This is a genomic window from Spirosoma profusum (assembly GCF_014699005.1).
Lineage (GTDB): Bacteria > Bacteroidota > Bacteroidia > Cytophagales > Spirosomataceae > Spirosoma > Spirosoma profusum.
Genome location: NZ_JACWZY010000014.1, coordinates 154248 through 176240, shown reverse-complemented (window position 1 = coordinate 176240; position 21993 = coordinate 154248). Strand labels below are relative to the sequence as shown.

Genomic DNA, 21993 nt, shown 5'->3' with positions numbered 1-21993 from the left:
CACAATGCCTCAACCCAAACTTGCCAAAGAATCGGTAACGGTGATGACCGAGATGGTGCTGCCCAATGATACCAATACGCTCAACAACCTGATGGGCGGGCGGCTTCTGCATTTCATGGACATTGCCGCAGCCATTGCAGCCCAAAAACACTCCAACCGCGTTGTCGTCACGGCTTCCGTCGATAACGTATCGTTTTCAGAACCCATTCGGCTGGGAAACATCGTAACCATGAAAGCGCAGGTTACCCGAGCGTTCAGTTCGTCGATGGAAGTCTTTATTGAGGTTTGGGCCGAAGATATTCCGGCGGGCGTTCGGGTGAGCACGAATAGTGCTTTTTACACGTTTGTCGCAGTCGACCAAAGTGGTCGCCCCATCGAAGTGCCCGCCGTCATTCCCGAGACCGACGAAGAAAAAGAGCGTTACGCCAGCGCACTACGTCGACGGCAGCTACGTCTGGTGCTAGCGGGAAGAATGAAGCCGCAGGACGCACAGGAATTGCGGGAGTTTTTGAAAGTCTGAACCGGGATTTAGCAGATTGAAGGATTTTCAGGATTTTGTCGATAGGCGCTTCAAAGAAGCGAAAAACAAAATCCTGAAAATCCTTCAATCTGCTAAATCCCGGTTCTAGTTGGCCATCCTCAGCGACTGCCAGGCCACCATCTGCCACTGGTTGTTATTTTTTACATATACCGACAGGTAGCGCAGGTGCAAATTATTAGTCTGCCCGTTACTCGTCACTTTCGACAAACAGACGCCATTAATTACGGCTGTGTTGCCGTACAGACGAACGTTTTGCTCTTCTGGATCAATGGATTCGTACTTCGATTTGCCGCTACGTAGCGATTGAATAAAGGTTTCTCTGGAATCTTTATTTCCATTTGAGTGGGTGTAAACCAGGTCGGCTGCTAATACCTTATTCAGGAAATCATAATCTCCGCTTACCTGAGCAGCAAATCGCTGTTTTTCTGCGTCGATAACCGCTTTTTCGTCGGCCGACAATGATTTTTGAGTAGCTGACGTAGCAGCCGCCGATGGAGCTACGGGCGCTTGCGCATATACGTACTGCCCGGCAACCAGCAGGCAAAGCATCAGAATTGATTTCATGGTCGATTTATGTTCAGCCTGGAAAAGTCTGTTATCCACGGACTTTACTGTTTTATGCGTTTTTGCTGGGTGAACGTAGCATGCATAAAAAAACCGGCCATCTGGCCGGTTTCACTACGTAGTAAATTCTAACGAGAAGCCTCTGTTACGTTAACACTATTTCTTCGTACCAGTAATTGCTTCAATCCGGCTGACAGTCGACCCAGTTTGCACAGTTTCGGTCGTCGTTGTAATGGCAATTTGGTTCTTGTCGAATACGCCGGTTGCACTGAAATCACCTTCGTAATTACTTGCTTTTCCGTTGATATTAATTGTGATTTGATCGCGGCTCCGGTCAATAACCTTAAAACCGTTTCCCTCTAACTCAGCCGTAACTTTAAAAGGGCGATTGAGCTTTACCTCAATATAAAGCTCTTTGGCGTTAGATCCTTTCGTAATAACGATGGAAGTAGTACCTGATTCGGGCGGAAATTCAAGTGTTGCAAGCTTAATCGAGCTTTGGTAGCCACCATCATAGGTACCGACGTATTGATCGCGCGGATCGACGTCAGTGCCGAAACCGCCATTTTTTTTACAACCGGAAACAAAAAAGCTGGTGATTAAGACAGCCAGGAACGTAGCGCGGAACGTGCAAACGGCGTAAGGAGTAGCCATGGTTAGTTATAAGTATGGGTTGTTAATACTTATCGTCTATCAAACGCCGTGCCACGTTTATTAAGTATAAATTCCCAAAAAAAGTGCGAATTTATGATGGTATACGTAGCAACATATTTTACGAACGCACTATCTCTCAATACATTACTCGAGCGATTTGTTATTGACTTTCACATTTCTGAGTGTAAAACCTTTTACTACGTTTTTATCAATTGCCGCGTTTTTACTTTCGACAGCGAAGTTTTCAAATGTAAAATTAGATAGCTTGTCACGCTCTGAAACCGCTACGTCGAAGAACGTATCACACTTGAGTTCAATATTTTTCAGCACTACGTGGTTAGCATACGAAATCGGTACGTCCCGACGGCCCTGTAGATCAAAAAACTGGGTCCAGGGCTTAGCGTATAGAAGGCTATGCGCCTGACCTTTAATGTTTTCTACACGAATATATTCGTAAAGTTGTGGCGTATCAGGCCGCATTTTGAGCCACAAAACACGGCTGGCTTCGCTTACGTGGCAGTTACGCATCACTACGTTGCGATTGTGAATCGCTTCACTTCCGCAGGTCAGCGCTGAGTGACAAAACCCAAATTCACAGTCTTCAATCAGGATATTGGTGTTGGCTCCGTTGCTCGGTACGCGATCGGCCCAGGGTCCTTTGCCGCCTTTGAGGGCAATGGCATCATCATTTACCGACATGTAGCAGCCTTTGATGTGAACGTTTGTGCAGGCATCAATATCAATGGCGTCGGTACTGGGCGCTTTTACGGGTTTGTAGGGTGAGAAAATGTGTGCATCCAATACGTTAACGTTCTGGCACTGATAATAATGGCTCGTCCAGAAACCCGCGTTGTGCAGTTTTACGTCCTGCACCTGTACGTTGTTGCATTTCCAGACGAATACCAACCGAGGCCGGGAGACTTCCAGATTTGTACAGTTGGGGTTTTCTTTACGTCGTTGCCAAAATGCTTCCCAAAAATGTAATCCATTACCATCAATTTTCCCTTTTCCCGAAATCGTAAAGCCATCCACCTGATACGCATTGACCAGGGCCGCGAAGTAATCCAGACTTTGGCCCTCCATCCGGGAAGGCAATTTCGGGTAGTCGGCAATGTTGTCGGAACCTTTCAGAACAGCCCCTTCCGATACGTGCAAATGTGTTTTGGGTTTGAAAAATAACGCCCCGCTCATAAACGTGCCCTTTGGTATCACTACGACGCCACCTTTTTCGGCTGCGATATTTATGACTTTCTGAATAGCTTCGGTCTGTACGAGCGTACTATCTGATTTTACGCCAAAATCAATAATCACATATGCTTTCCCAAGCTGGGCAAGGCTTATCTTTTTCACGTTTGTAAACCAGCTACTCATCGAACTTCCATCAGGGAAAGTGGCTTTAGCTGAATTTTGGGCGTAAATCGGTACGTTCCCGGCGCACAGACAGGCTATTAAAAACAGTGTTTTTCTCATGTTGACAACGTAGTAGTCTTAGGGTTGGCAGTTGTAAAACGCTAAGATGCGCAACCTTCATGATCTACGCATCCTGTACCATCAGGTGGTTGGCCCTGAGCCGACAGTTTACTTACTAAAGTTGGCCTAACGATTAGAAAATCAACCACTTTCATATTTCTTGGTAGGTACGTAGTAATTAAGAGCTTTCTGCTTCTTTTTACCTCATCAACGGCTATTTTTCGTCACTTCCTATACCCTATTCAACACCTTTATGCAAACGAGCGAACGTATTAAAAATGAGGAAGTAAGTAATCTTTACCGAAACTACGTACTGTTGATGCTCACGCTGGTATACGTTTTCAACTTTGTTGACCGGCAACTTCTTGTCATCCTTCAGGAATCGATAAAGAAAGAGTTACAATTGTCCGACACCCAACTCGGACTACTCTCCGGTTTTACGTTTGCGTTGTTTTACGTTACGTTGGGCATTCCGATTGCTCGACTTGCCGACAAAACCAATCGCAGGAATATTGTGGCCGCGTCTCTGGGTCTGTGGAGTATCATGACCGCTTGCTCGGGCCTGGTGCGGAATTTCTTTCAGTTGCTACTGGCACGTATTGGCGTTGGCGTTGGCGAAGCGGGAGGAAGTCCACCGGCTCATGCGATGTTATCCGATTACTTTCCGCCCGAAAAACGAGCCACGGCACTTTCGATCTACTCGACAGGCATTTATTTCGGGATATTGGTGGGTTATTTAATGGGTGGTTATCTGAACCAGCATCTTGGCTGGCGAACCGCATTTTTCGTGGTAGGTATACCGGGCGTTATTTTTTCATTGCTGTTTTATGCGTTGGTAAAAGAGCCTCGGCGTGGGGCTACGGATGCGAACCCAGCGTTAATAACCGAGTCGCCTTCATTGCGTGAGGTGTTAAAGCGGTTGTATGCAACCAAAACCTTCGTTTATCTGGCGTTGGCTACGGGATTGCATGTTTTTTGCCTGTATGGAGTGAACAATTGGGCACCCTCCTTTCTGGCCAGGCTTCATGGAATGAAGAATGCAGAAATTGGTGCTTTGCTCGGCCCGCTCTTCGGCATTGGCGGAGCAATCGGTTCGTATGCCGGTGGGTTGCTGACCGATCATTTCGGGAAAATAGATAAGCGGCAGTACCTCAGAATTCCTGCTTATGCCATTATTGTATCGATTCCGTTTGCAACAGGAGCCCTCTTTCTACAAAATACGACTTATTCGCTGATCTGTCTGGGCTTAACAGCGGCTCTTCAAAGTCTGTATTTAGGGCCTTCAATTGCCGTGTCTCACAGCCTTGTTCCGTCGTCGATGCGTTCACTTACGTCCGCTATCCTGTTTTTTGTTCTCAACCTGGTTGGATTGGGATTCGGGCCATTAACTGTCGGAATCATCAGCGACTGGCTTGCTCCCTCGTTGGGTAATGAGTCGCTACGTTGGGCCATGTCAATCGTGATCGTAATAAGTTTTGGGTCGACTACTCTTTTTTTAATAGCTGCAAGAAAACTGACGGCTGATCTGAAATCGATACGTTGACGCTACAATATTCCATTACAAGTCCTGTTCCCAAAACCATGATTCGTTACCTGATCGCCCAGTTTATTCTGTTTTTATGTATCGCTTACGAAAACACGGTTCAAGCCCAGTCAAACGCAAAAGTTTTGGCTGAAGCCGCGCCGGCTGCTGGCGGATTTTCTGCTGATCGGCTAGCTCGATTGGACGCCAGTATGCAAAATTGGGTCAGGCAGAAATGGGTGAACGGGTCAGTAGTTCTGATCGCTCGTCATGGGAAAATCGTTTTCTTCAAAGCACATGGGTATAATGATCCGGATACGAAATCGCCTTTCGACAAAACCGGCATCTTTCGGGTAGCTTCGCAAACAAAAGCACTCACTTCGGTAGCTGTGATGATGCTTTGGGAGGAAGGAAAATTTTCGCTGGACGATCCCGTTTCTAAGTTCATTCCAACCTTCTCGAATCAAAAAGTGCTGGCTACCTTCAACGCCAAAGACACTACGTATACAACCCTTCCGGCCAAACGCCCCGTCACCATTCGCGACCTGCTGACCCATACATCGGGTTTGGGTTACCCAGGAATCGGTACGCCATCAGAAATTGCCATTTATGCTAAAAGCAATATGACAGGCGGGGTTGGCGTCGATGTCAAAGGGCAGACTCTTGCCGATGCAATGACGCGCCTGGGCACGCTACCCCTATTTTTCCAGCCCGGTGAGCAATGGAAATATGGACTGAATATGGATTTATTAGGCTATCTGATCGAAAAGTGGTCGGGTATGAACCTGGAGGAATTCTTTCTGAAACGTATTTGTCAGCCACTTGGCATGAAGGATACTTATTTTAACGTACCACCCGAAAAAGCTTCTCGACTGGTTAATTTTTTCCAGGGCGATTCTTCAGGAACGATCAAAAAGCAGGCATCAGTTTTTAGCGGGGCGCTCAACATGAATTATCCGCTTCAAAAACACACCTATTTTTCGGGTGGTGGCGGCATGTCGACCACTGTTTACGATTATGCCGTTTTCCTGCAAATGTTGCTGAATGGCGGTGAATACAACGGCGTGCGGCTACTCGCCCGCAATACCGTACGGCTGATGACCATGAATCAAATTGGTGACCTGAATCCTAATATCGGCGACCATGCCCCTGAAAATAAATTTGGGTTTGGCTTTCTGGTTGTTTCTGAAAATGGAAGCAAGTTTACCCCCAGTCAGGCAGGTACGTACTCCTGGGGTGGCGTATTTTCAACCTCTTACTGGGTTGATCCTAAAGAAGATATGCTGGTTTTGATCTACCGAAATATGTGGGGGCCATACGTATCGAACACCGATAAAGCATTCAGGCCTTTGGTATATCAGGCAATCAATGATTAATGAGCATGTGTTTCAAAGAAACGTATTACCAGAATCTGTTTAAACTTAAACAGATTCCTTTGCCTATCAATCCTTTATCAAATTCTTTTCAAATTTCCCCCATAATCTGCATCTCTGTCCACTCCAGTTTTCCTATTTTTACAGAAGAACAAAATCCTGTAAATCATATTAATCAGGAAAATCCCGGTTCAGACAATGCAATTTTCTCATCTCCACTGCCACACCCAATACTCGCTGCTCGACGGGCAAGCCGACATTAAAAAGCTGATTAAGAAGGCTAAAGCCGACAATATGCCCGCCGTTGCCATCACCGACCACGGCAATATGTTCGGCGTGTTCGAGTTTGTGGCCGAAGCCAGTAAGCAAGGCATCAAACCCATTGTTGGCTGCGAGTTCTACGTAGTGGATGATCACCATAAAAAGCAGTTCACCAAAGAACAGAAAGACATTCGATATCACCAGTTGCTGTTGGCAAAGAATGCGCAGGGCTACAAAAACCTGGCGAAACTTTGTTCGCTGGGTTATATGGAAGGGCTTTACGGGAAATACCCCCGTGTTACAAAAGAACTGATTGACCAGTATAAAGAAGGGTTGATTGCCACTACGTGCTGTATTGGAGCCATTGTCCCCAAAACCATCCTGAAAAAAGGCGAAGAAGCTGCTGAAATCGAATTCAAATGGTGGCTTGACCGCTTTGGTGAAGATTACTACGTTGAATTACAACGGCACGAAATCCCTGACCAGATCAAGGCCAACGAGGTGCTTGTAAAGTTCGCCCGTAAGTACAACGTAAAGATCATTGCCTCCAACGACTCACACTACGTTGATCGCGACGACTGGGTAGCGCACGACATTCTGCTCTGCGTGAACACGGGTGAAAAGCAAAGCACCCCGTCGATGAAGGAATTCAACGACGACGAGGCAATGCCCAAAAATACCCGTTTTGCGTTCTTCTCCGACCAGTTCTATTTCAAGAATACGCAGGAGATGAGCACCCTGTTTCATGACCTGCCCGAAGCCATCGACAACACCAACGAGATTGTCGATAAGGTAGAAGTGCTGAAACTCAAACGCGACATTCTTCTCCCAAATTTCCCAATTCCGCAGGAGTTTCAGATTCATACCGACGACGTAGCAAATCAGTGGGAATACCTCAAACACCTGACCTATGAAGGTGCTAAAACCCGCTGGGGGGAAATCAACCAGGTATCTCAGGAACGTATTGACTTCGAGTTATTTACCATCAAAACGATGGGATTTGCCGGTTACTTCCTCATTGTCGCTGACTTCATCAAAGCCGGACGCGACATGGGTGTAATGGTGGGCCCCGGCCGGGGCAGTGCTGCCGGTAGTGCAGTAGCGTATTGCATTGGCATTACCAACATTGACCCCATCAAGTATGACCTACTGTTCGAGCGTTTTCTGAACCCTGACCGGAAATCTATGCCCGATATCGATACCGATTTTGACGACGAAGGCCGTCAGCGGGTAATCGACTACGTAGTAGACAAGTACGGTAAGCAGCAGGTAGCGGCCATCGTTACGTATGGTACGATGGCATCCAAATCGTCTATTAAAGACGTGGCGCGCGTGATGGACTTACCCCTCTCCGACGCAAACGCCCTGGCGAAACTCGTGCCCGATAAGCCGACGTACAACATGACCCTCAAGCGCATTTTTGAGGACCCCATCGATGGACCGGGTGGACTAGCTAACGTCATTCAGCCCGACGAAGTTGAAAATGTCCGGAAGATGCGGGCGCTCGAATTGGGCGATCAGAGCGTGGGGCGGGCCATGAAATTGATCGACACGGAGAAGGTGCAGAACGTATTGCAACAGGCGCGTCGGCTCGAAGGCACGGTACGTAACACAGGCGTCCACGCAGCGGGTATCATCATTGCACCCGACGATCTGTCGAACATCGTTCCGGTCTCTACGTCGAAAGATACCAATCTGATTATCACGCAGTACGAAGGGAAAGTCATTGAGGATGCGGGCGTTATCAAGATGGACTTTCTGGGGCTACGCAACCTCACCATCATTAAGGAATGCTTACGACTGATTAAGCAGAATTACGGCGGCTTCCGCATAGACGGTGTTGAAACCGACATCGACGATATTCCGCTGGATGACCCGAAAGCGTACGAGCTGTTCCAACGGGGCGAAACCAACGCCATTTTCCAGTTCGAATCCGACGGGATGAAAAAGCACATGAAGGACCTCAAGCCCGACCGCTTTGGGGACCTCATTGCCATGAACGCCCTCTACCGTCCGGGGCCGATTCAGTATATTCCAAACTACATCAACCGCAAACACGGCCGCGAGGAGGTTAAATACGACCTTCCCGAAATGGAAGAGTTTCTGGCCGATACGTATGGTATCACGGTTTATCAGGAACAGTTGATGCTCCTTTCGCAAAAGCTCGGCAACTTCACGAAGGGCGACGCCGACGTATTACGGAAGGCGATGGGTAAGAAAGACCGGGCCACGCTCGACAAGATGAAGGGCAAGTTTATGGAAGGCTGCGGAGCCAATAAACTACCCCTGAAAACCTGCGAGAAAATCTGGACCGACTGGGAAGCATTTGCGTCGTACGCCTTTAACAAGTCACACTCAACCTGTTATGCGTTTGTAGCCTATCAGACGGCCTACCTCAAAACGTATTATCAGTCGGAGTACATGGCTGCCGTATTAACCAGCAGCTTAGGTAACATTGAAAAGATTACGTTCTTCCTGGAAGAATGTAAAAATCTTGGCATTCAGGTACTTGGTCCTGATGTAAACGAGTCGGAACGGGTATTTGGCGTAAATAGTAAAGGGGAAATTCGGTTCGGGTTGGGTGGTATCAAAGGGGCAGGCGATGCGGCTGTGGAAGCCATCATTGAAGAACGTAAAGCTGGGGGAGCTTTCAAGGATATCTTCGACTTCGCCATTCGCGTCAACCTACGTACCGTCAATAAAAAAACGTGGGAATCGCTGGCCTATGCCGGTGCTTTCGACAGCATCGACGAATACCACCGGGCGCAATATTTCGAAATGGCCGATGGTGATACGTCGCCGTTTCTGGATAAGGTTATCCGCTACGCCAATAATTACCACGCAGAGAAAGCAGCCGCACAGCAATCATTATTTGGCGCCATGATGAATGGTGAGCCAATGATTGCCCGCCCCAAAGCGCCAACAGTGCCCGAATGGAATCAGATTGAAAAGCTCAAATTCGAAAAGGACGTAGTAGGTTTCTACATCACCGGCCACCCGCTAGACGAGTTCAAGCTCGAGCTCGAAGGATTCTGTAACTGTACACTTGACAAAATCTACGAAGTCAAAACGCCAGAGATCAAGGTAGCGGGAATCGTTTCGGCGATGCAGACGAAAATTGCCAAGAACGGTAATCCCTTCTGTATCTTCAAAATAGAAGACTATAATACGTCCATTGAGTTGGCGCTTTTCGGAGACGATTACGTTCGACTGGGTCAATACATCGATGTGGGCCGATTCTTGCATATTACGGGTAAAACGCAAAATCGCTGGAACTCCGAGAATCTGGAATTTAAGCCAATAACCATTCGGCTACTAACCGAAATGCGCGAGAAATTCTGCAAGGAAATTCGCGTTTCGCTCACGCTGGATTCCTTAAATGCGCAGTTAGTGGCGCAGATAAACGAACTGGTTAGTGCGCATCCTGGCACCTGCACGCTATCGCTGAACGTAGTAGACCCGATTGAACGTATCGAAGTCAGTTTACAATCGCGAACCTTGAAAGTATTCCCGGCCAATACGTTCCTTAGGGCACTGGAAGCTATAGATGGCGTTACGTGTAAGGTGGCGTAAAATTCGGAACTAATCGCTCTCAAAACGGTTTATGTAGCAGAAACAAGTTCAATATACATAAACTCATTTCAGTCATGGCAGCAGGATCTCATGCCGTAGAAGCGACCGACGCGAACTTCAGCGAACTCATAAATTCTGACAAACCCGTTTTAATAGATTTCTGGGCCGAATGGTGCGGTCCTTGCCGGATGGTTGGTCCAATCGTGGAACAACTTGCCGGTGAATACGAAGGTAAAGCCGTTGTCGCCAAAATGGACGTTGACCAAAATTCGCAGACGCCTGCTAAATTTGGTATCCGCAGCATTCCAACCCTGATGATCTTCAAAAATGGTCAGTTAGTTGATAAAGTAATTGGTGCTGTTCCCAAAAACGTACTGGAGCAAAAACTCCAGGGAGCTATGGAACCCGCAACGATCTAATAATTTAGGTTTTTTACAGAAAGAGCCGCTCCGAATTTCGGAGCGGCTCTTTTTATTGTAGCCTGGACGTCTACCTCCGGGCTACAAACATTATACCAGCATCCGCATTGGGTCTTCAAGCAGTTGCTTCACCGTTTGTAGGAAAGCCGCGCCCGTTGCACCATCCACGACGCGGTGGTCGCAAGAGAGGGTTACTTTCATTACGTTGGTTGGCTTCGCGACGTCTCCCTCAAATTTCACAGACTGCTTGATGGTTCCAATCGCCAAAATACACGAATCGGGAGGGTTGATGATCGCCGTGAATTCATCGATGCCGAACATACCCAGGTTCGAGATGGAGAACGTACTGCCTTCCCAATCTTTTGGTTGCAGTTTTTTGTCTTTGGCTTTTCCAGCCAGATCTTTTACTTCTCCCGAAATAGTCGACAGGGTTTTCTGATCGGCGTTACGTACCACGGGAACCAATAGTCCTTCATCAACGGCTACTGCCACACCGATATTGACGTATTTGTATTTCCGAATTTTATCGCCCAGCCACGACGAGTTCACATTCGGGTGCTGTTTCAAAGCCAGTGCAGCGGCCTTGATAACGAAATCGTTGAACGATACTTTCACCGGGCTAAGTCCATTGACTACACCACGCAAATCCATCGCCTTGTCCATGTTGATTTCCATAGTGAGGTAGAAATGCGGAGCCGTAAACAGGCTTTCACTCAACCGACGGGCAATGGTTTTCCGCATCTGACTGACCGGAACATCTTCGTATTCGCCCCCAACGGAGGTTGCAGCCGGAGTTGGTACGTTTGGTGCAGCAGTCGGTGCCGACGTAGCAGGTGCCTGTGCAGGTTGCGCAGTCGGTTGAGACGTAGCAGGTTTAGTAGCAGGAGCCGTTCCGGGAACAAACGATTCAATATCGCTCTTCACGATACGTCCTTCAGGGCCAGAGCCTTTCACCTGAGCCAGATTGATGCCTTTTTCAGCGGCAATCGCTTTTGCCAATGGAGATGCTTTTACGCGACCGTTCGACTCGGACGTATCACCAGCGCCACCACCATACGACAAATCGGTATCAGCATTGGCAGGTTGAGAAGCCTGCGGGTTTTGCTCAGCCGATCTACCTCCGCCTATTGCGACTCCTCCGCCATCGGTCTGATCGGCCGGTATACCACCGCCTGACATTCCTCCGCCATCGAGCAGCACTTTAAAATTCGCGCCTTTCTCACCAACGACAGCAATGATATCATCGACAGCTACCGAAGCTCCTTCTTTCACACCAACGTAGAGTAACGTACCTTCCTCATAGGCTTCGAGGTCCATCGTAGCTTTGTCGGTTTCTACTTCGGCCAATACGTCACCCGATTTCACTGTGTCGCCTTCTTTTTTATGCCAGGCCACAATGGTTCCTTCGGTCATGGTGTCGCTCATTTTCGGCATCCGAATGATCGACGCATTGACGTTCTCAGCCGGAGCTGCCGAAACAGCTTTCTGATCAGGGAGTTTTGTAGCGGTTTCACCGCTTGCGCTGTTAGCAGGCACCGGAGCCGGTTCTGGTTTGGGAGCTGGTGAAGCCGCTTCCTGACTACCACCACTTGAGCCGTTCAAAAGAGCTTTGTAATCTTCACCATCAGCTCCAATGATAGCTAATATCCCATCAACAGGTACCGAAGCTCCCTTTTCAACGCCGATATAGAGCAACGTACCTTCTTCGTACGACTCCAGATCCATGGTGGCTTTATCGGTTTCTACTTCGGCCAGTACGTCGCCGGACTTAACTTTATCGCCCACTTTTTTGTGCCACTCCGCAATGACGCCTTCGGTCATGGTGTCGCTCATCTTGGGCATTCGAATTAATTCAGCCATAATTTAGCTATATGTAATCGGGTTATACGAATGGATCGGTCCGGCGCTCCGGTTGGGACCCAAAATTAGCGAAAATAGTGATGAGTGATAAACGATGAGCGATGAGTGAAAAATAAAACTATTACGTATCACTCATCACTCATGGTTCATTGCTACTATTCTACCCAAAGTACCAGGCCTTTTAGATAGCCTCCTTCCGGATGAAACAAATTTACCGGGTGGTCGGCAGGTTGGCTCAGATGGTGTAGTACACGTACCTGTCGCCCCGCTTCGATGGCCGCAGCCACAATGGTGTTGTAAAACAGTTCACGGTCAACTACCTGAGAACACGAAAACGTAAATAAAATTCCGCCTTTGGCCACCCGACGAAATCCTTCGGCATTTAATCGCTTATACCCCTGCACCGCCCGGTGGCGAGCCGACATACTTTTGGCATAAGCAGGCGGATCGAGCACCACTACGTCGTATTGATGATCATGCGCTTTCAAATAATGCATTACGTCCTCGGCAAACGCTTCATGCGGTACGTCCTCTTCGTCAAAATTTGCCCCGATGTTCTGGTTCGTCAGATCAATAGCTTTCTGCGATACGTCGACAGAATGCACTAACTCGGCTCCCGCCTTGAGTGCATACACCGAGAAACCTCCTGAATAACAGAACGCATTCAGGACTTTTTTACCCTGCGCATACTGTGCGAGCAACGCCCGATTGTCACGCTGATCAAGAAAGAAACCGGTTTTTTGTCCTGTAATCCAGTTCACCAGGAATGTATTACCATTTTCCTGAACCGGGTGCGGTACGGGTGTTCGCCCAAATAAATAGCCATTAGTTACTGTCGCGCCATATTCTTCGGGCAACGTATCGGCGCTTTTATCGTAAACGGCTTCGAGTTCATCGCCAAATACGTTTTTGAGAGCTTCGGTTATAATGGTACGTTCACGGTGCATGCCGATGGAGTGCGCCTGTAACACGGCTACGCCATTATACATATCGATGATGAGGCCCGTGCAGTTATCGCCTTCACCATGTACTAACCGATAACAATTAGTTTGTCCAGCGTTTTGGTTGGCTTCAACAATCGCCCGGCGTATGCTACGTATGTGCGTAAGCTTTTGGGTCCAGTACGGTAAATCGGGCGTAACAGGACCACCGGACGTAGCAGCAAACGAAAACAGCCGCACAACAATGCTTCCGTCGTGGTAATGCCCGGTGGCCAGATAACGCTGTTTATTATCAAACACTTCCACTACGTCGCCGTCGGCCAGATTGCCTTCGTATCGGCTGATGGCCCGGGAAAATATCCAGGGGTGAAACCTTCGAACAGCTTCGTCGCGCCCAGCCTGCAAATAAATTTTAGCGAAATTCATGCGCGAATTTAAAGAGTGAAAGTGTGAAAGAGCAGCTCAACGAGCGAAAGAATGAAAGAGCGAAAGAGTGTTGGTCCAGTAGGCAGCGCTCTTTCATTCTTTCGCTCTTTATTTTTCTCCATCTTTACGCTCTGAACTAATTACCTTTTTTCAACCTATGCAACGACGTAGTTTTTTAAAACAATCTGGCTTATTAACCGCCGGAGCCTTCACCCTCGGCCAATCGGCGTCGATGGCCGCTACCCTACTGACAAACAACGCTGCTAAACCCATTAGTCCGTTTGGCGTTCAGCTTTACAGTGTTCGCGACGTAATACCCAAAGATCCTAAAGGTGTTATGACGCAACTGGCCCAGATGGGATATAAACAGTTCGAAAGTTTTGGCGGAGCCAAAGGTTTTCTGTGGGGTATGGAGCCTAAGGAAATGAAATCCTTTCTGGATGGTATAGGCGTAGAAATGGTGAGTACGCACTTCAATTTTCGGGGTGAAATGGATAAACCAGATGCGCTTAAAAAGAGTATCGAGATGGCAAAAGGAGCTGGTCTGAGCTACTTACTCTGCCCCTTCATCGGTCCGCAGAAAACATGGGATGACTGGAAAAAAATTGCCGACGCATTCAATTCGTTCGGGGAAGAAGCCCGGAAAAGTGGGTTGAAATTCGGTTATCACAACCATAACTACTCGTTTATTCCCCTCGACGGTAAACTCCCGCAAGAATACCTGCTCGCCAACACCGACCCCAAGAACGTAATGTTTGAACTGGATCTGTGCTGGATTGACGTAGCAGGCGTCGATACGACCGAACATTTGAAGAAATACGGCAGTCGTTACGAGTTGTGCCATATCAAAGATTACAAGAAAGAAAACGGCAAACCTGTTCAGAACGATCTTGGTAAAGGCAGCGTCGATTTCAAGAAAACGCTACGTGTCGCTATGGACAGTGGCATCAAATATTTCATCGTGGAGCAGGAAGAATACCCCGAATCGCCAATGGTGAGTATGAAAAACGACGCGGAGTACATGAAAACGCTTAGTGTTTAAATTATCGGAACCGGGATTTAGCAGATTGAAGGATTTTCAGGATTTTGCTTTCTTTAGATCAACACGCTTCGAAGAAGCGAAAACAAAATCCTGAAAATCCTTCAATCTGCTAAATCCCGGTTCAGAATTCCTCCCTCGCCGAAAACAGCCTCTTCAACCAACTTTTCTTTTCCTCAACGTCTTCCTTTTGCTCGTCGGGCGTCAATTGATACGTAGCGAGTTTGCGTAAATCGGGCTGGCCGGCATCGACCCAACAGGTATACCAGAAATCACCCACCATCTTCACCGACACCCGCATCTGGCGCTCCACCTGACCACGTAGCAAATCATGATATTGCCGCGAAAAATCCGCTGAATAGACTTTGGTCGTCACTCCGTTACGTTCCTCAAAACCATATTTACGGCTCTCCCCTACTTTACTGGTTAGCTCTTGCTCGATACGTAGCACCGAATCCAAAGCTGCATTGGCCCTGAAAACCGCTCGCCATGCCACCTTTTGTGGCGATTGAATGTATTCAGCCTGCCCAGTTAGAAAATCATACGTAGTACTGAAAAGCTCTGGTAGACGCGACTCCCAAAAGCCGTGAATCCCTTGTTGATTGGTCAGTTGACCATTATAATTGCGCGTCGTGTGCAACGGTACGTTGGCGTCGGCGATATAATGGCCCAAATCCGCAGCTATTCGCAGAATCCGCCGGACATTTCGCTGTTTGAACGCTTCTGTGAGTTGATATTTCGTCAGTTGAATTTGCCAGGGTACGATGCCGTGTAGAGCTAACGTATCGGCACTATATTGATCGGCAGCATCTTTATAGTAACGAGGCAGCGTGGTCGTCAACGTATCAGGATAAGCATCCAGATCAATAAAGTGTCGTGGAGCCTCTCCTACTACCGCGTATCGACGCTTATCGGGATTAACTGCATTGTCAGTCAGAAAATCGATGTGCTTTTTGAAAAACGGCGTCATCTCGATTGGGAGCGTGAAAACGGCCAGTCGGTTTATTTGCTGATGCGCAAAAAATCCCCACACTGGATGGTGCCACACCGGGGACGGAAAATTGGAAAAATGCAAGTCAGAATTTAGTTGTATAGTCTGCATTTCGCCCAATTTTTCAGGCTGAATCGACATACCGTTCACTAAACTTCCAAAAAAAATATTTCTTAAAACAAACAACCAAATAAAACCGTTGTACATTTGACAAAACCTGGTACTTTAAAGAGAAAATACTTAACTATTTATTTAAACGACCATGTCATTCAGAATAAAATTTGGAAAATCAGAGAAATCTCAAATAATCATGAATGCTAAATCAAAGGGATATACCCTAGTCGTTGTGTTGCTGTGTGCTTTTGCATTAACAATCTATGGTGCCTACTCACCTGCGCGAAAAGCCCAGAAACAGCAGATTGTGTGCATAAAATTCAAAAAAGGGGTCGAAACGAAAGCTGTTGAACAGCATATGGCCAGTTTTGCAGCCCTAAAGCACGAAATTCCACAGGTCGTCGGTTACGCGTCTGGGGAGACAATTTTACCAAATCAGGCTTCTTCTGAGTATGACGTTGTACATTACCTCACGTTTCAATCAGTCGACGATATAAAATCGTTTGAGAAAAGTGAAGCCTACAAAGAGTTCGTTCAGCAAAACAAGGGAATCTGGGAAAAAACCCTGATTGTCAACGCTGACATTCGGCAATAAACCACAGGTAAATGAAAGAAATTCGGCCAGGGATATTGACTATTCCGGCCGAATTTTCTATTTTTGCGCCCTCATATCGCGACAACGATCTCATTTATATACCAATGGCAAACCATAAGTCATCAAAAAAAGCAATCCGGTCGAGCGCCAAGAAGCGGCTTCAGAACCGTTATCAGCACGTTACGACCCGCAACATGGTGAAAAAACTCCGTGCTACCACCGACCACGCAATGGCTGTTGAGCTGTACAAAACGGTTGCGTCGGCACTGGACAAACTCGCTAAACGTAACATTATCCACAAAAACAAAGCTTCGAACAACAAATCGAAACTGGCTCGTTTTGTGAATGGCTTGAAAGTAGCAACTGCTTAATTAGCAGCTCTTTCAAACAGATTCTATTGATACCTATCGAATCTGATTATAATGTTTTTCGGAACCTTACCTTTTGCAGGTAAGGTTTTTTTATGCATTTTGTCGATCGAAACCCACTTATAGCTTACTTAATTTCATGACGTATCAAACTTCCGGCACCATCCAAAGTTGGGCCGAAGAAGACCGCCCACGCGAAAAACTCATGCTTAAGGGCAAAGCCGCCCTATCGGAAGCCGAACTTATTGCCATCTTAATTAACTCCGGTACTGTCGACCTCACAGCTGTCGACGTAGCGAAAATCATCCTGAAAAGCGTTAGTAATAACCTGAACGATCTGGCTAAGCTCAGCATCAAAGACCTCTCAAAATTTCGGGGCATTGGCGAAGCAAAGGCGATCAGCATTGTGGCCGCTCTGGAACTGGGTCGTCGACGGAAGGAACAAGACCGTCCGATACGTGCTCGCATTACGTGTTCGCGCGATGCCTACAATGAAATAGTGCCGCATTTAATGGACAAATCGCATGAAGAATTCTGGATTCTGCTCATGAACCGCGCCAACGAAGTACTACGTCCGGTACAGATTAGTACAGGCGGAATAGCCGGAACCGTAGCCGATCCCAGACTTATTTTCAAACAGGCTATTGATCATCTGGCGTCGTCAATGATCCTGTTTCACAATCATCCTTCAGGAAATCTACTCCCTTCGCAGGCCGATAAAGACCTTACAAAAAAACTCAAAGACGCTGGTCGTCTGCTGGACATTCCCGTGCTGGATCATCTGATTTTCACCGACAAAGCCTATTATAGTTTTGCTGATGAGGGAGTGTTGTAGCCTGGACGACCAGTTCCGGACGAGAAAATCCGACTCGCCCGGACGTGGCCGTCTAGGCTACACGCTCTAAGAGAGCCTCAGCCCCCGCAGTACTTCCGTTCGGCTCAATTCACGCACCTCGCCTGATTCCATACCTTCGGCTGTCAGCGTTTCGATAGCCCAGCGCACTAGACGTAGCGTCGGGAAACCAACCGTAGCAGTCATTTTGCGAACCTGTCGGTTTTTACCTTCGTGCAATGAAATCGACAACCACGACGTCGAAATGGAAGCCCGATAACGTATCGGCGGATTACGTTCTGGCAAGATAGGTTCGGCGATGGTCAAGGCCGTAGCAGGTAACGTATCATACCGTTTGCTATCTACCGAAATCGTTACGCCCTCGGTCAACTGCCGACAAGCTTCGTCCGTCAGCGCGCCCTCGACCTGAACGTAGTACGTCCGGTTATGCCTGAATTTTGGGTTCAGCAGCCTATGGTTCAATAGTTTATCGTTAGTGAGCAACAATAGGCCCTCACTATCGGCATCGAGTCTCCCAACAGGGTAAATGTCTTTCGGAAAATCAAAATTCAGATCAGCCAGTGTAGGCTTGTCGCCTTCCCGGCTAAATTGAGACAGCATCAGGTAGGGCTTGTAGATGAGGAAGTATTCCGAACCGGGATTTAGCTGATTCACGGATTGTCTGGATTTTGTTATTCGCTTCAGAGAAGCGATTTCAGTGGAAGCAAAATCGTGTAAATCCATAAAATCAGTTAAATCCCGGTTCAGACAGAAGCAACCACACCGGGCAATGGTCGGCGTGGACGGCATCAGGTAATAAGCGACAGTCGGTGATTTGTTCGCGTAGGGTATCGGTTACCGATGCGTAGTCTATACGCCAGCCTTTGTTGTTACTACGTGCCCCAGCCCGGTAACTCCACCAGCTATAACCTACTGCCACAGGATGTATAAACCGAAAGGCGTCGGTTATACCTGATCCAAACCATTGGTCCATCCAGGCCCGTTCTTCAGGCAGAAAACCCGTTGTGTTTTTGTTACGTATCGGGTCGTGTATATCGATGGGATTATGAGCAATATTGTAATCACCCACAACAATAAGATTTGGGCGTGTTTTTCGCAGGTTCTGGACGTATTCGTAAAAATCACGCAGAAACTCCATCTTCACTCCCTGCCGAACTTCCCCGGACGTACCGGATGGGAAATAGCAGTTCAACAACGTAACATCTTCGAAATCAGTACGTAGTATGCGTCCTTCGCAGTCATACACAGGCAGACCGCAGCCAATCACTACGTTGGTAGGCGCTATTTTCGAGAACGTAGCAACCCCCGAATAGCCTTTCTTTTCGGCAGCGTGCCAGTGGTGTTGATAGCCTAATTGCTCAAACGGGGTTAGGTCCACTACGTCGGCGGTCGCCTTCACTTCCTGAAAGCAAAGCACATCAAACGAATGTTGCGACAACCAGTCAATCAGGCCATTACGCATAGCCGCCCGGATGCCATTGAGATTATAGGAAATAAGTTGCATTTTAGAGGTGAAGAAGGCGAAAAAGAGTATAAAATTATTCGCCCGTTGATTCTTCCTGTTTTTTGATTGCTTCGATAAGTTCGTCAATCATGAGAATATCATTCAAATCTTTGGTTCGCCGGGCCAGAACTTTGGCTTCACGAAGATCATTGATATGCAGGAAATAAATAGTCTGCCCACCTGGCATTATAAATGACCTTGCTCGAAGTCGGCATTCATCATAATTCAGGCGAAAATGGACTTGGGTGAGAATATCAATTTGTTCTTCTAAACGGACAATTTGGGGTTGAGGATAATTTGGGGTTGAGTGAAGTCAGCTAATTTAAGCGGTTCTAATTCAGCATACGTAAAATCCAGTTCGTGTAGCGTATTCAAAAGTTTATCTCGATTTTCATTGGCAGGTTTTATCCATACATCAGCCTCTTCCGTATATCGAATCCCGCCGTTTAGGATAAGTGCCAAACCACCAATAAGAATATAGTCAAGCTTGCAATTATCGGCAGCTACTACAAACCGCACAAAATTGTCATCATCTAAATCCATAATGGCTTTTCCAGTATGATACGTCGTCCCTGTTTTTGGTGCTTACCAAACATCCCGTGATGGCGACGTTTTAGTCGCTGAAATACAGCCCAACGTTCTTCGGGCGTCATTCGGGCATTTTCCCGAACCTGGTCTTCGTGCGGACCATTGAGATCATTATAAAACGTAATGCGTCGTTTCTTTTCCATAACTCAATACGTAATGTATAAGTCAAGTGTATTTCTACTACTTGAATTATACATTGTCCATTTATTTTAATACCAATTCATCCTCTTGCGCCAGCGTGCGCTTTTTGTCGGAGAATAATAGAATAAACAACACCAGCACCGCAGCGGCAATACCTGCCGGAACCAGCCAGACGCTCAGCCAGTCTTTCGTGCCGTCTGGGCGGGTGTACATGTCGAGGACAATACCCGAAATTTTCGAACCGATACCCATGCCAATACCATACGTAGCAATGGAAATCAGGGCCTGCGCTGACGATTTGATTTTTTCGCCCGCTTTATTATCGGTATAAATCATGCCAGTTACGAAGAAAAAGTCGTAGCACACACCATGCAGCACAATAGCGAGGAACAGCATCCACTCGGTCGAAGCGGTTCCATAGCCGAAGCAGATGAAGCGTACAATCCAGGCGATCAATCCAACAATTAGCATTTTCTTCACGCCCAGTCGCGTATAAGCAAGCGGAATCAGCAGCATGAAAATCACTTCCGACGCCTGACCCAGAGACATTTTATTCTCTACGTTCTGCATACCGCCATCGGTTAGTGAGGGGTTGGCCATGGCGTAGTAGAACGAAAGTGGAATACAAATCAGTACCGACGATAAGAAGAAAATGGCGAAGGAACGATCTTTAAAAAGCTTGAACGCATCCAACCCCAGAATCTGCGCTACCGACGACGAAGAAGTAGCTTTAGGGGGCGTATCGGGCAAAAAGAAAGAGAAAACACCCAGTATCAGGGCCGCATACATCGACAGTTGGAAAATCGTCACTTTGTCGCCAAAACCGTAATAACCGACAATATTCGTCACCACAATCCAGGATATGGTTCCCAGCACGCGAATACCTGGAAACTCCTTTTCGGGGCTCGTCATTTGCTGCATTGCAATCGACGAAGTGAGGGCCAGTGTGGGCGCGAACGTAATGCAGTAGGCCAGAATCAGGTAGAAAAAATTTCCGGGATTCGTATTTTTGGTAATCAGATATAATACGCCAGCGCCCAGCAGATTCAGAACGCCCAGCACTTTTTGCGCGGCAAAATACCGGTCGGCGATCATTCCGACGAAAAATGGGGCAATAATCATGGCGAGTGAGAAGGCCGCATACGCATTACCAACCTGATCGCCAGTAGCATGAAGTTCGGTTAAAAGGTATTTGCTCATCTGTCCATACCAGGCCCCCCATACGAAAAACTGGAGGAACATCATGGCAGAAAGCTGAAAGCGAGTTGTTGACAACATCAGTGGTTTTAGCATTTAAGGTTTTGACCGATGAAGGTAAAAAACACTCGTCAGCCCTGCAAGCCAGTTGCCACGGAATGTTTTCCGTCTATGCAAAAAATGACCTCTCACACTCACAATCTGATGTAACTTGTGTTAACTTTAGTGTCTAGTATTTGTAATCTGATCCGATTTCCGACTAAACTATTCCATGAAAAAACAACTGATAACGTTCGTTGCGCTTGTCGCCTTACCGGTGCTGACTTTCGCCCAGACAGCCGACGAAATCATTGAAAAAAATATTGCGGCTACGGGTGGCGCCGATAAAATTGCCGCTGTCAAGACTTTCCAGTTCGACCAGAGTATCAGCATCATGGGGATGGATATGACGGGTAAATCGACCGTGGTAGTCGATAAGTCGATACGTAACGACGTAACCGTAATGGGCCAGCAGATGACCACGGTTGTCGATGGTGATAAAGGCTGGACTATCAATCCTATGCAGGGCGGTACGTCTCCTCAACCCCTACCCGACGATCAGCTTAAAACCCAAAAAGGCAATATGCACCTGTTTGGCACCGACTTGTTCGTGGCTAAAGACAAAAAATATCCGATTGAGTTCGTAGGCAAGGAAAAGCTCGGCGATAAAGACGTATTCAATTTGAAAGTGACACGGCCTGAAGGCGTTGCCAATTATTTCATTGATGCCACTACGTATCAGATTGCCGGTATGAATGCAAAGGTTACGCTACAGGGACAAACAAGCGACATCAAAATCAAGTACGGCAATTACAAACCGATGGAAGGTCTCAATCTTCCTACTTCCCTTGATCTGGAAAACCCAAGTATGCCCGGCCCGCTTACTATCACGGTGTCAAACGTAGTATTTAATCCGAAAGTCGACCCGGCTATTTTCGCTATGCCTAAATAATAGTTCAA

General features: G+C 47.3%; 22 protein-coding genes. 10 read left to right on the top strand and 12 right to left on the bottom strand.

The annotated features are described in order from the left end of the window. Positions 1 to 4 precede the first annotated feature (4 nt). On the top strand, positions 5 to 520 hold the full coding sequence (locus IC229_RS17435) for an acyl-CoA thioesterase (protein ID WP_190888275.1): 516 nt from the start codon (positions 5 to 7) through the stop codon (positions 518 to 520). 105 nt (positions 521 to 625) lie between these two features. On the opposite strand, the gene IC229_RS17430 is transcribed toward IC229_RS17435, so the two are convergent. From IC229_RS17430 to IC229_RS17420, 3 genes are all read right to left on the bottom strand, one after another. Continuing rightward, positions 626 to 1105: a nuclear transport factor 2 family protein gene (locus IC229_RS17430; RefSeq protein ID WP_190888274.1), complete on the bottom strand. Its 480-nt coding sequence runs from the start codon at positions 1103 to 1105 to the stop codon at positions 626 to 628. Positions 1106 to 1261: 156 nt separating this feature from the next. Next, positions 1262 to 1759, bottom strand: coding sequence for a hypothetical protein (locus tag IC229_RS17425; RefSeq protein ID WP_190888273.1), 498 nt, complete (start codon positions 1757 to 1759; stop codon positions 1262 to 1264). A 144-nt stretch (positions 1760 to 1903) separates the two neighbouring features. Continuing rightward, complete coding sequence (locus IC229_RS17420) at positions 1904 to 3229, bottom strand: rhamnogalacturonidase (protein ID WP_190888272.1); 1326 nt, start codon at positions 3227 to 3229, stop codon at positions 1904 to 1906. A 253-nt stretch (positions 3230 to 3482) separates the two neighbouring features. Here IC229_RS17420 and IC229_RS17415 point away from each other — a divergent pair, with 253 nt between their 5' ends. From IC229_RS17415 to trxA, 4 genes are all read left to right on the top strand, one after another. Beyond that, on the top strand, positions 3483 to 4772 hold the full coding sequence (locus tag IC229_RS17415; RefSeq protein ID WP_190888271.1) for a spinster family MFS transporter: 1290 nt from the start codon (positions 3483 to 3485) through the stop codon (positions 4770 to 4772). Between the two features lie 38 nt (positions 4773 to 4810). Next, a complete protein-coding gene (locus IC229_RS17410) occupies positions 4811 to 6127 on the top strand; it encodes a serine hydrolase domain-containing protein (RefSeq protein WP_190888270.1) in 1317 nt (438 codons plus the stop codon). A 195-nt stretch (positions 6128 to 6322) separates the two neighbouring features. After that, positions 6323 to 9958 carry a DNA polymerase III subunit alpha gene (dnaE, locus tag IC229_RS17405; RefSeq protein ID WP_190888269.1) on the top strand — a complete coding sequence of 1212 codons (3636 nt, stop codon included), beginning with the start codon at positions 6323 to 6325 and terminating at the stop codon, positions 9956 to 9958. A gap of 74 nt (positions 9959 to 10032) precedes the next feature. Then, the gene (trxA, locus tag IC229_RS17400) at positions 10033 to 10377 is read left to right on the top strand and encodes a thioredoxin (protein WP_190888268.1); all 345 of its coding nucleotides are present in this window, start codon (positions 10033 to 10035) and stop codon (positions 10375 to 10377) included. Between the two features lie 90 nt (positions 10378 to 10467). On the opposite strand, the gene IC229_RS17395 is transcribed toward trxA, so the two are convergent. Further along, positions 10468 to 12237 carry a pyruvate dehydrogenase complex dihydrolipoamide acetyltransferase gene (locus IC229_RS17395; protein ID WP_190888267.1) on the bottom strand — a complete coding sequence of 590 codons (1770 nt, stop codon included), beginning with the start codon at positions 12235 to 12237 and terminating at the stop codon, positions 10468 to 10470. A gap of 155 nt (positions 12238 to 12392) precedes the next feature. Further along, positions 12393 to 13604: a class I SAM-dependent rRNA methyltransferase gene (locus IC229_RS17390; protein ID WP_190888266.1), complete on the bottom strand. Its 1212-nt coding sequence runs from the start codon at positions 13602 to 13604 to the stop codon at positions 12393 to 12395. A 157-nt stretch (positions 13605 to 13761) separates the two neighbouring features. Here IC229_RS17390 and IC229_RS17385 point away from each other — a divergent pair, with 157 nt between their 5' ends. Beyond that, the gene (locus tag IC229_RS17385; protein ID WP_190888265.1) at positions 13762 to 14646 is read left to right on the top strand and encodes a sugar phosphate isomerase/epimerase family protein; all 885 of its coding nucleotides are present in this window, start codon (positions 13762 to 13764) and stop codon (positions 14644 to 14646) included. Between the two features lie 121 nt (positions 14647 to 14767). Here IC229_RS17385 and IC229_RS17380 read toward each other — a convergent pair whose 3' ends face one another. Then, a complete protein-coding gene (locus tag IC229_RS17380; protein ID WP_394355954.1) occupies positions 14768 to 15775 on the bottom strand; it encodes a zinc dependent phospholipase C family protein in 1008 nt (335 codons plus the stop codon). Positions 15776 to 15944: 169 nt separating this feature from the next. Between IC229_RS17380 and IC229_RS17375 the strand changes: the two genes are divergently transcribed. The 3 genes from IC229_RS17375 (at position 15945) to radC (ending at position 17546) form a co-directional block, all read left to right on the top strand. Continuing rightward, positions 15945 to 16343: a Dabb family protein gene (locus tag IC229_RS17375; protein ID WP_190888263.1), complete on the top strand. Its 399-nt coding sequence runs from the start codon at positions 15945 to 15947 to the stop codon at positions 16341 to 16343. A gap of 104 nt (positions 16344 to 16447) precedes the next feature. After that, positions 16448 to 16714: a 30S ribosomal protein S20 gene (gene rpsT / locus IC229_RS17370; RefSeq protein WP_190888293.1), complete on the top strand. Its 267-nt coding sequence runs from the start codon at positions 16448 to 16450 to the stop codon at positions 16712 to 16714. A 136-nt stretch (positions 16715 to 16850) separates the two neighbouring features. Beyond that, positions 16851 to 17546 carry a RadC family protein gene (gene radC / locus IC229_RS17365; protein ID WP_190888262.1) on the top strand — a complete coding sequence of 232 codons (696 nt, stop codon included), beginning with the start codon at positions 16851 to 16853 and terminating at the stop codon, positions 17544 to 17546. Positions 17547 to 17612: 66 nt separating this feature from the next. Here the strand turns inward: radC and IC229_RS17360 are convergent, their stop codons facing one another. The 6 genes from IC229_RS17360 to IC229_RS17340 form a co-directional block, all read right to left on the bottom strand. Continuing rightward, on the bottom strand, positions 17613 to 18164 hold the full coding sequence (locus IC229_RS17360) for a pseudouridine synthase (protein ID WP_394355957.1): 552 nt from the start codon (positions 18162 to 18164) through the stop codon (positions 17613 to 17615). Positions 18165 to 18291: 127 nt separating this feature from the next. Beyond that, positions 18292 to 19068 (bottom strand): exodeoxyribonuclease III, encoded by a 777-nt coding sequence (locus IC229_RS17355; RefSeq protein WP_190888260.1) that lies wholly within the window; start codon positions 19066 to 19068, stop codon positions 18292 to 18294. A 34-nt stretch (positions 19069 to 19102) separates the two neighbouring features. Then, entirely contained in the window at positions 19103 to 19255 is a 153-nt protein-coding gene (locus tag IC229_RS35335; protein WP_223834053.1) for a hypothetical protein, read from the bottom strand. Positions 19256 to 19335: 80 nt separating this feature from the next. Further along, entirely contained in the window at positions 19336 to 19611 is a 276-nt protein-coding gene (locus IC229_RS35330; protein WP_223834052.1) for a hypothetical protein, read from the bottom strand. Further along, positions 19602 to 19799 carry a hypothetical protein gene (locus IC229_RS17345; protein WP_190888259.1) on the bottom strand — a complete coding sequence of 66 codons (198 nt, stop codon included), beginning with the start codon at positions 19797 to 19799 and terminating at the stop codon, positions 19602 to 19604. Before IC229_RS17345 ends, IC229_RS35330 begins: the two co-directional genes overlap by 10 nt. 61 nt (positions 19800 to 19860) lie before the next feature. Beyond that, positions 19861 to 21075 carry a nucleoside permease gene (locus IC229_RS17340; protein WP_190888292.1) on the bottom strand — a complete coding sequence of 405 codons (1215 nt, stop codon included), beginning with the start codon at positions 21073 to 21075 and terminating at the stop codon, positions 19861 to 19863. Between the two features lie 190 nt (positions 21076 to 21265). Between IC229_RS17340 and IC229_RS17335 the strand changes: the two genes are divergently transcribed. Continuing rightward, positions 21266 to 21985, top strand: a complete 720-nt coding sequence (locus IC229_RS17335) for a LolA family protein (protein WP_190888258.1) — start codon at positions 21266 to 21268, stop codon at positions 21983 to 21985. Positions 21986 to 21993: the final 8 nt, after the last annotated feature.

Excerpts from the sequence above, each read along its gene's own strand:
- radC (WP_190888262.1), top strand. The coding sequence starts at position 16,851 with ATGACGTATCAAACTTCCGGCACCATCCAAAGTTGGGCCGAAGAAGAC.
- IC229_RS17385 (WP_190888265.1), top strand. The coding sequence starts at position 13,762 with ATGCAACGACGTAGTTTTTTAAAACAATCTGGCTTATTAACCGCCGGA.
- IC229_RS17410 (WP_190888270.1), top strand. The coding sequence starts at position 4,811 with ATGATTCGTTACCTGATCGCCCAGTTTATTCTGTTTTTATGTATCGCT.
- IC229_RS35330 (WP_223834052.1), bottom strand. The coding sequence starts at position 19,611 with ATGGATTTAGATGATGACAATTTTGTGCGGTTTGTAGTAGCTGCCGAT.
- trxA (WP_190888268.1), top strand. The coding sequence starts at position 10,033 with ATGGCAGCAGGATCTCATGCCGTAGAAGCGACCGACGCGAACTTCAGC.
- IC229_RS17390 (WP_190888266.1), bottom strand. The coding sequence starts at position 13,604 with ATGAATTTCGCTAAAATTTATTTGCAGGCTGGGCGCGACGAAGCTGTT.
- IC229_RS17435 (WP_190888275.1), top strand. The coding sequence starts at position 5 with ATGCCTCAACCCAAACTTGCCAAAGAATCGGTAACGGTGATGACCGAG.
- IC229_RS35335 (WP_223834053.1), bottom strand. The coding sequence starts at position 19,255 with ATGCCAGGTGGGCAGACTATTTATTTCCTGCATATCAATGATCTTCGT.
- IC229_RS17425 (WP_190888273.1), bottom strand. The coding sequence starts at position 1,759 with ATGGCTACTCCTTACGCCGTTTGCACGTTCCGCGCTACGTTCCTGGCT.
- rpsT (WP_190888293.1), top strand. The coding sequence starts at position 16,448 with ATGGCAAACCATAAGTCATCAAAAAAAGCAATCCGGTCGAGCGCCAAG.
- IC229_RS17335 (WP_190888258.1), top strand. The coding sequence starts at position 21,266 with ATGAAAAAACAACTGATAACGTTCGTTGCGCTTGTCGCCTTACCGGTG.
- IC229_RS17395 (WP_190888267.1), bottom strand. The coding sequence starts at position 12,237 with ATGGCTGAATTAATTCGAATGCCCAAGATGAGCGACACCATGACCGAA.
- IC229_RS17360 (WP_394355957.1), bottom strand. The coding sequence starts at position 18,164 with ATGCTGTCTCAATTTAGCCGGGAAGGCGACAAGCCTACACTGGCTGAT.
- IC229_RS17430 (WP_190888274.1), bottom strand. The coding sequence starts at position 1,105 with ATGAAATCAATTCTGATGCTTTGCCTGCTGGTTGCCGGGCAGTACGTA.
- IC229_RS17375 (WP_190888263.1), top strand. The coding sequence starts at position 15,945 with ATGAATGCTAAATCAAAGGGATATACCCTAGTCGTTGTGTTGCTGTGT.
- IC229_RS17355 (WP_190888260.1), bottom strand. The coding sequence starts at position 19,068 with ATGCAACTTATTTCCTATAATCTCAATGGCATCCGGGCGGCTATGCGT.
- IC229_RS17345 (WP_190888259.1), bottom strand. The coding sequence starts at position 19,799 with ATGGAAAAGAAACGACGCATTACGTTTTATAATGATCTCAATGGTCCG.
- IC229_RS17380 (WP_394355954.1), bottom strand. The coding sequence starts at position 15,775 with ATGTCGATTCAGCCTGAAAAATTGGGCGAAATGCAGACTATACAACTA.
- IC229_RS17420 (WP_190888272.1), bottom strand. The coding sequence starts at position 3,229 with ATGAGAAAAACACTGTTTTTAATAGCCTGTCTGTGCGCCGGGAACGTA.
- IC229_RS17415 (WP_190888271.1), top strand. The coding sequence starts at position 3,483 with ATGCAAACGAGCGAACGTATTAAAAATGAGGAAGTAAGTAATCTTTAC.
- dnaE (WP_190888269.1), top strand. The coding sequence starts at position 6,323 with ATGCAATTTTCTCATCTCCACTGCCACACCCAATACTCGCTGCTCGAC.
- IC229_RS17340 (WP_190888292.1), bottom strand. The coding sequence starts at position 21,075 with ATGTTGTCAACAACTCGCTTTCAGCTTTCTGCCATGATGTTCCTCCAG.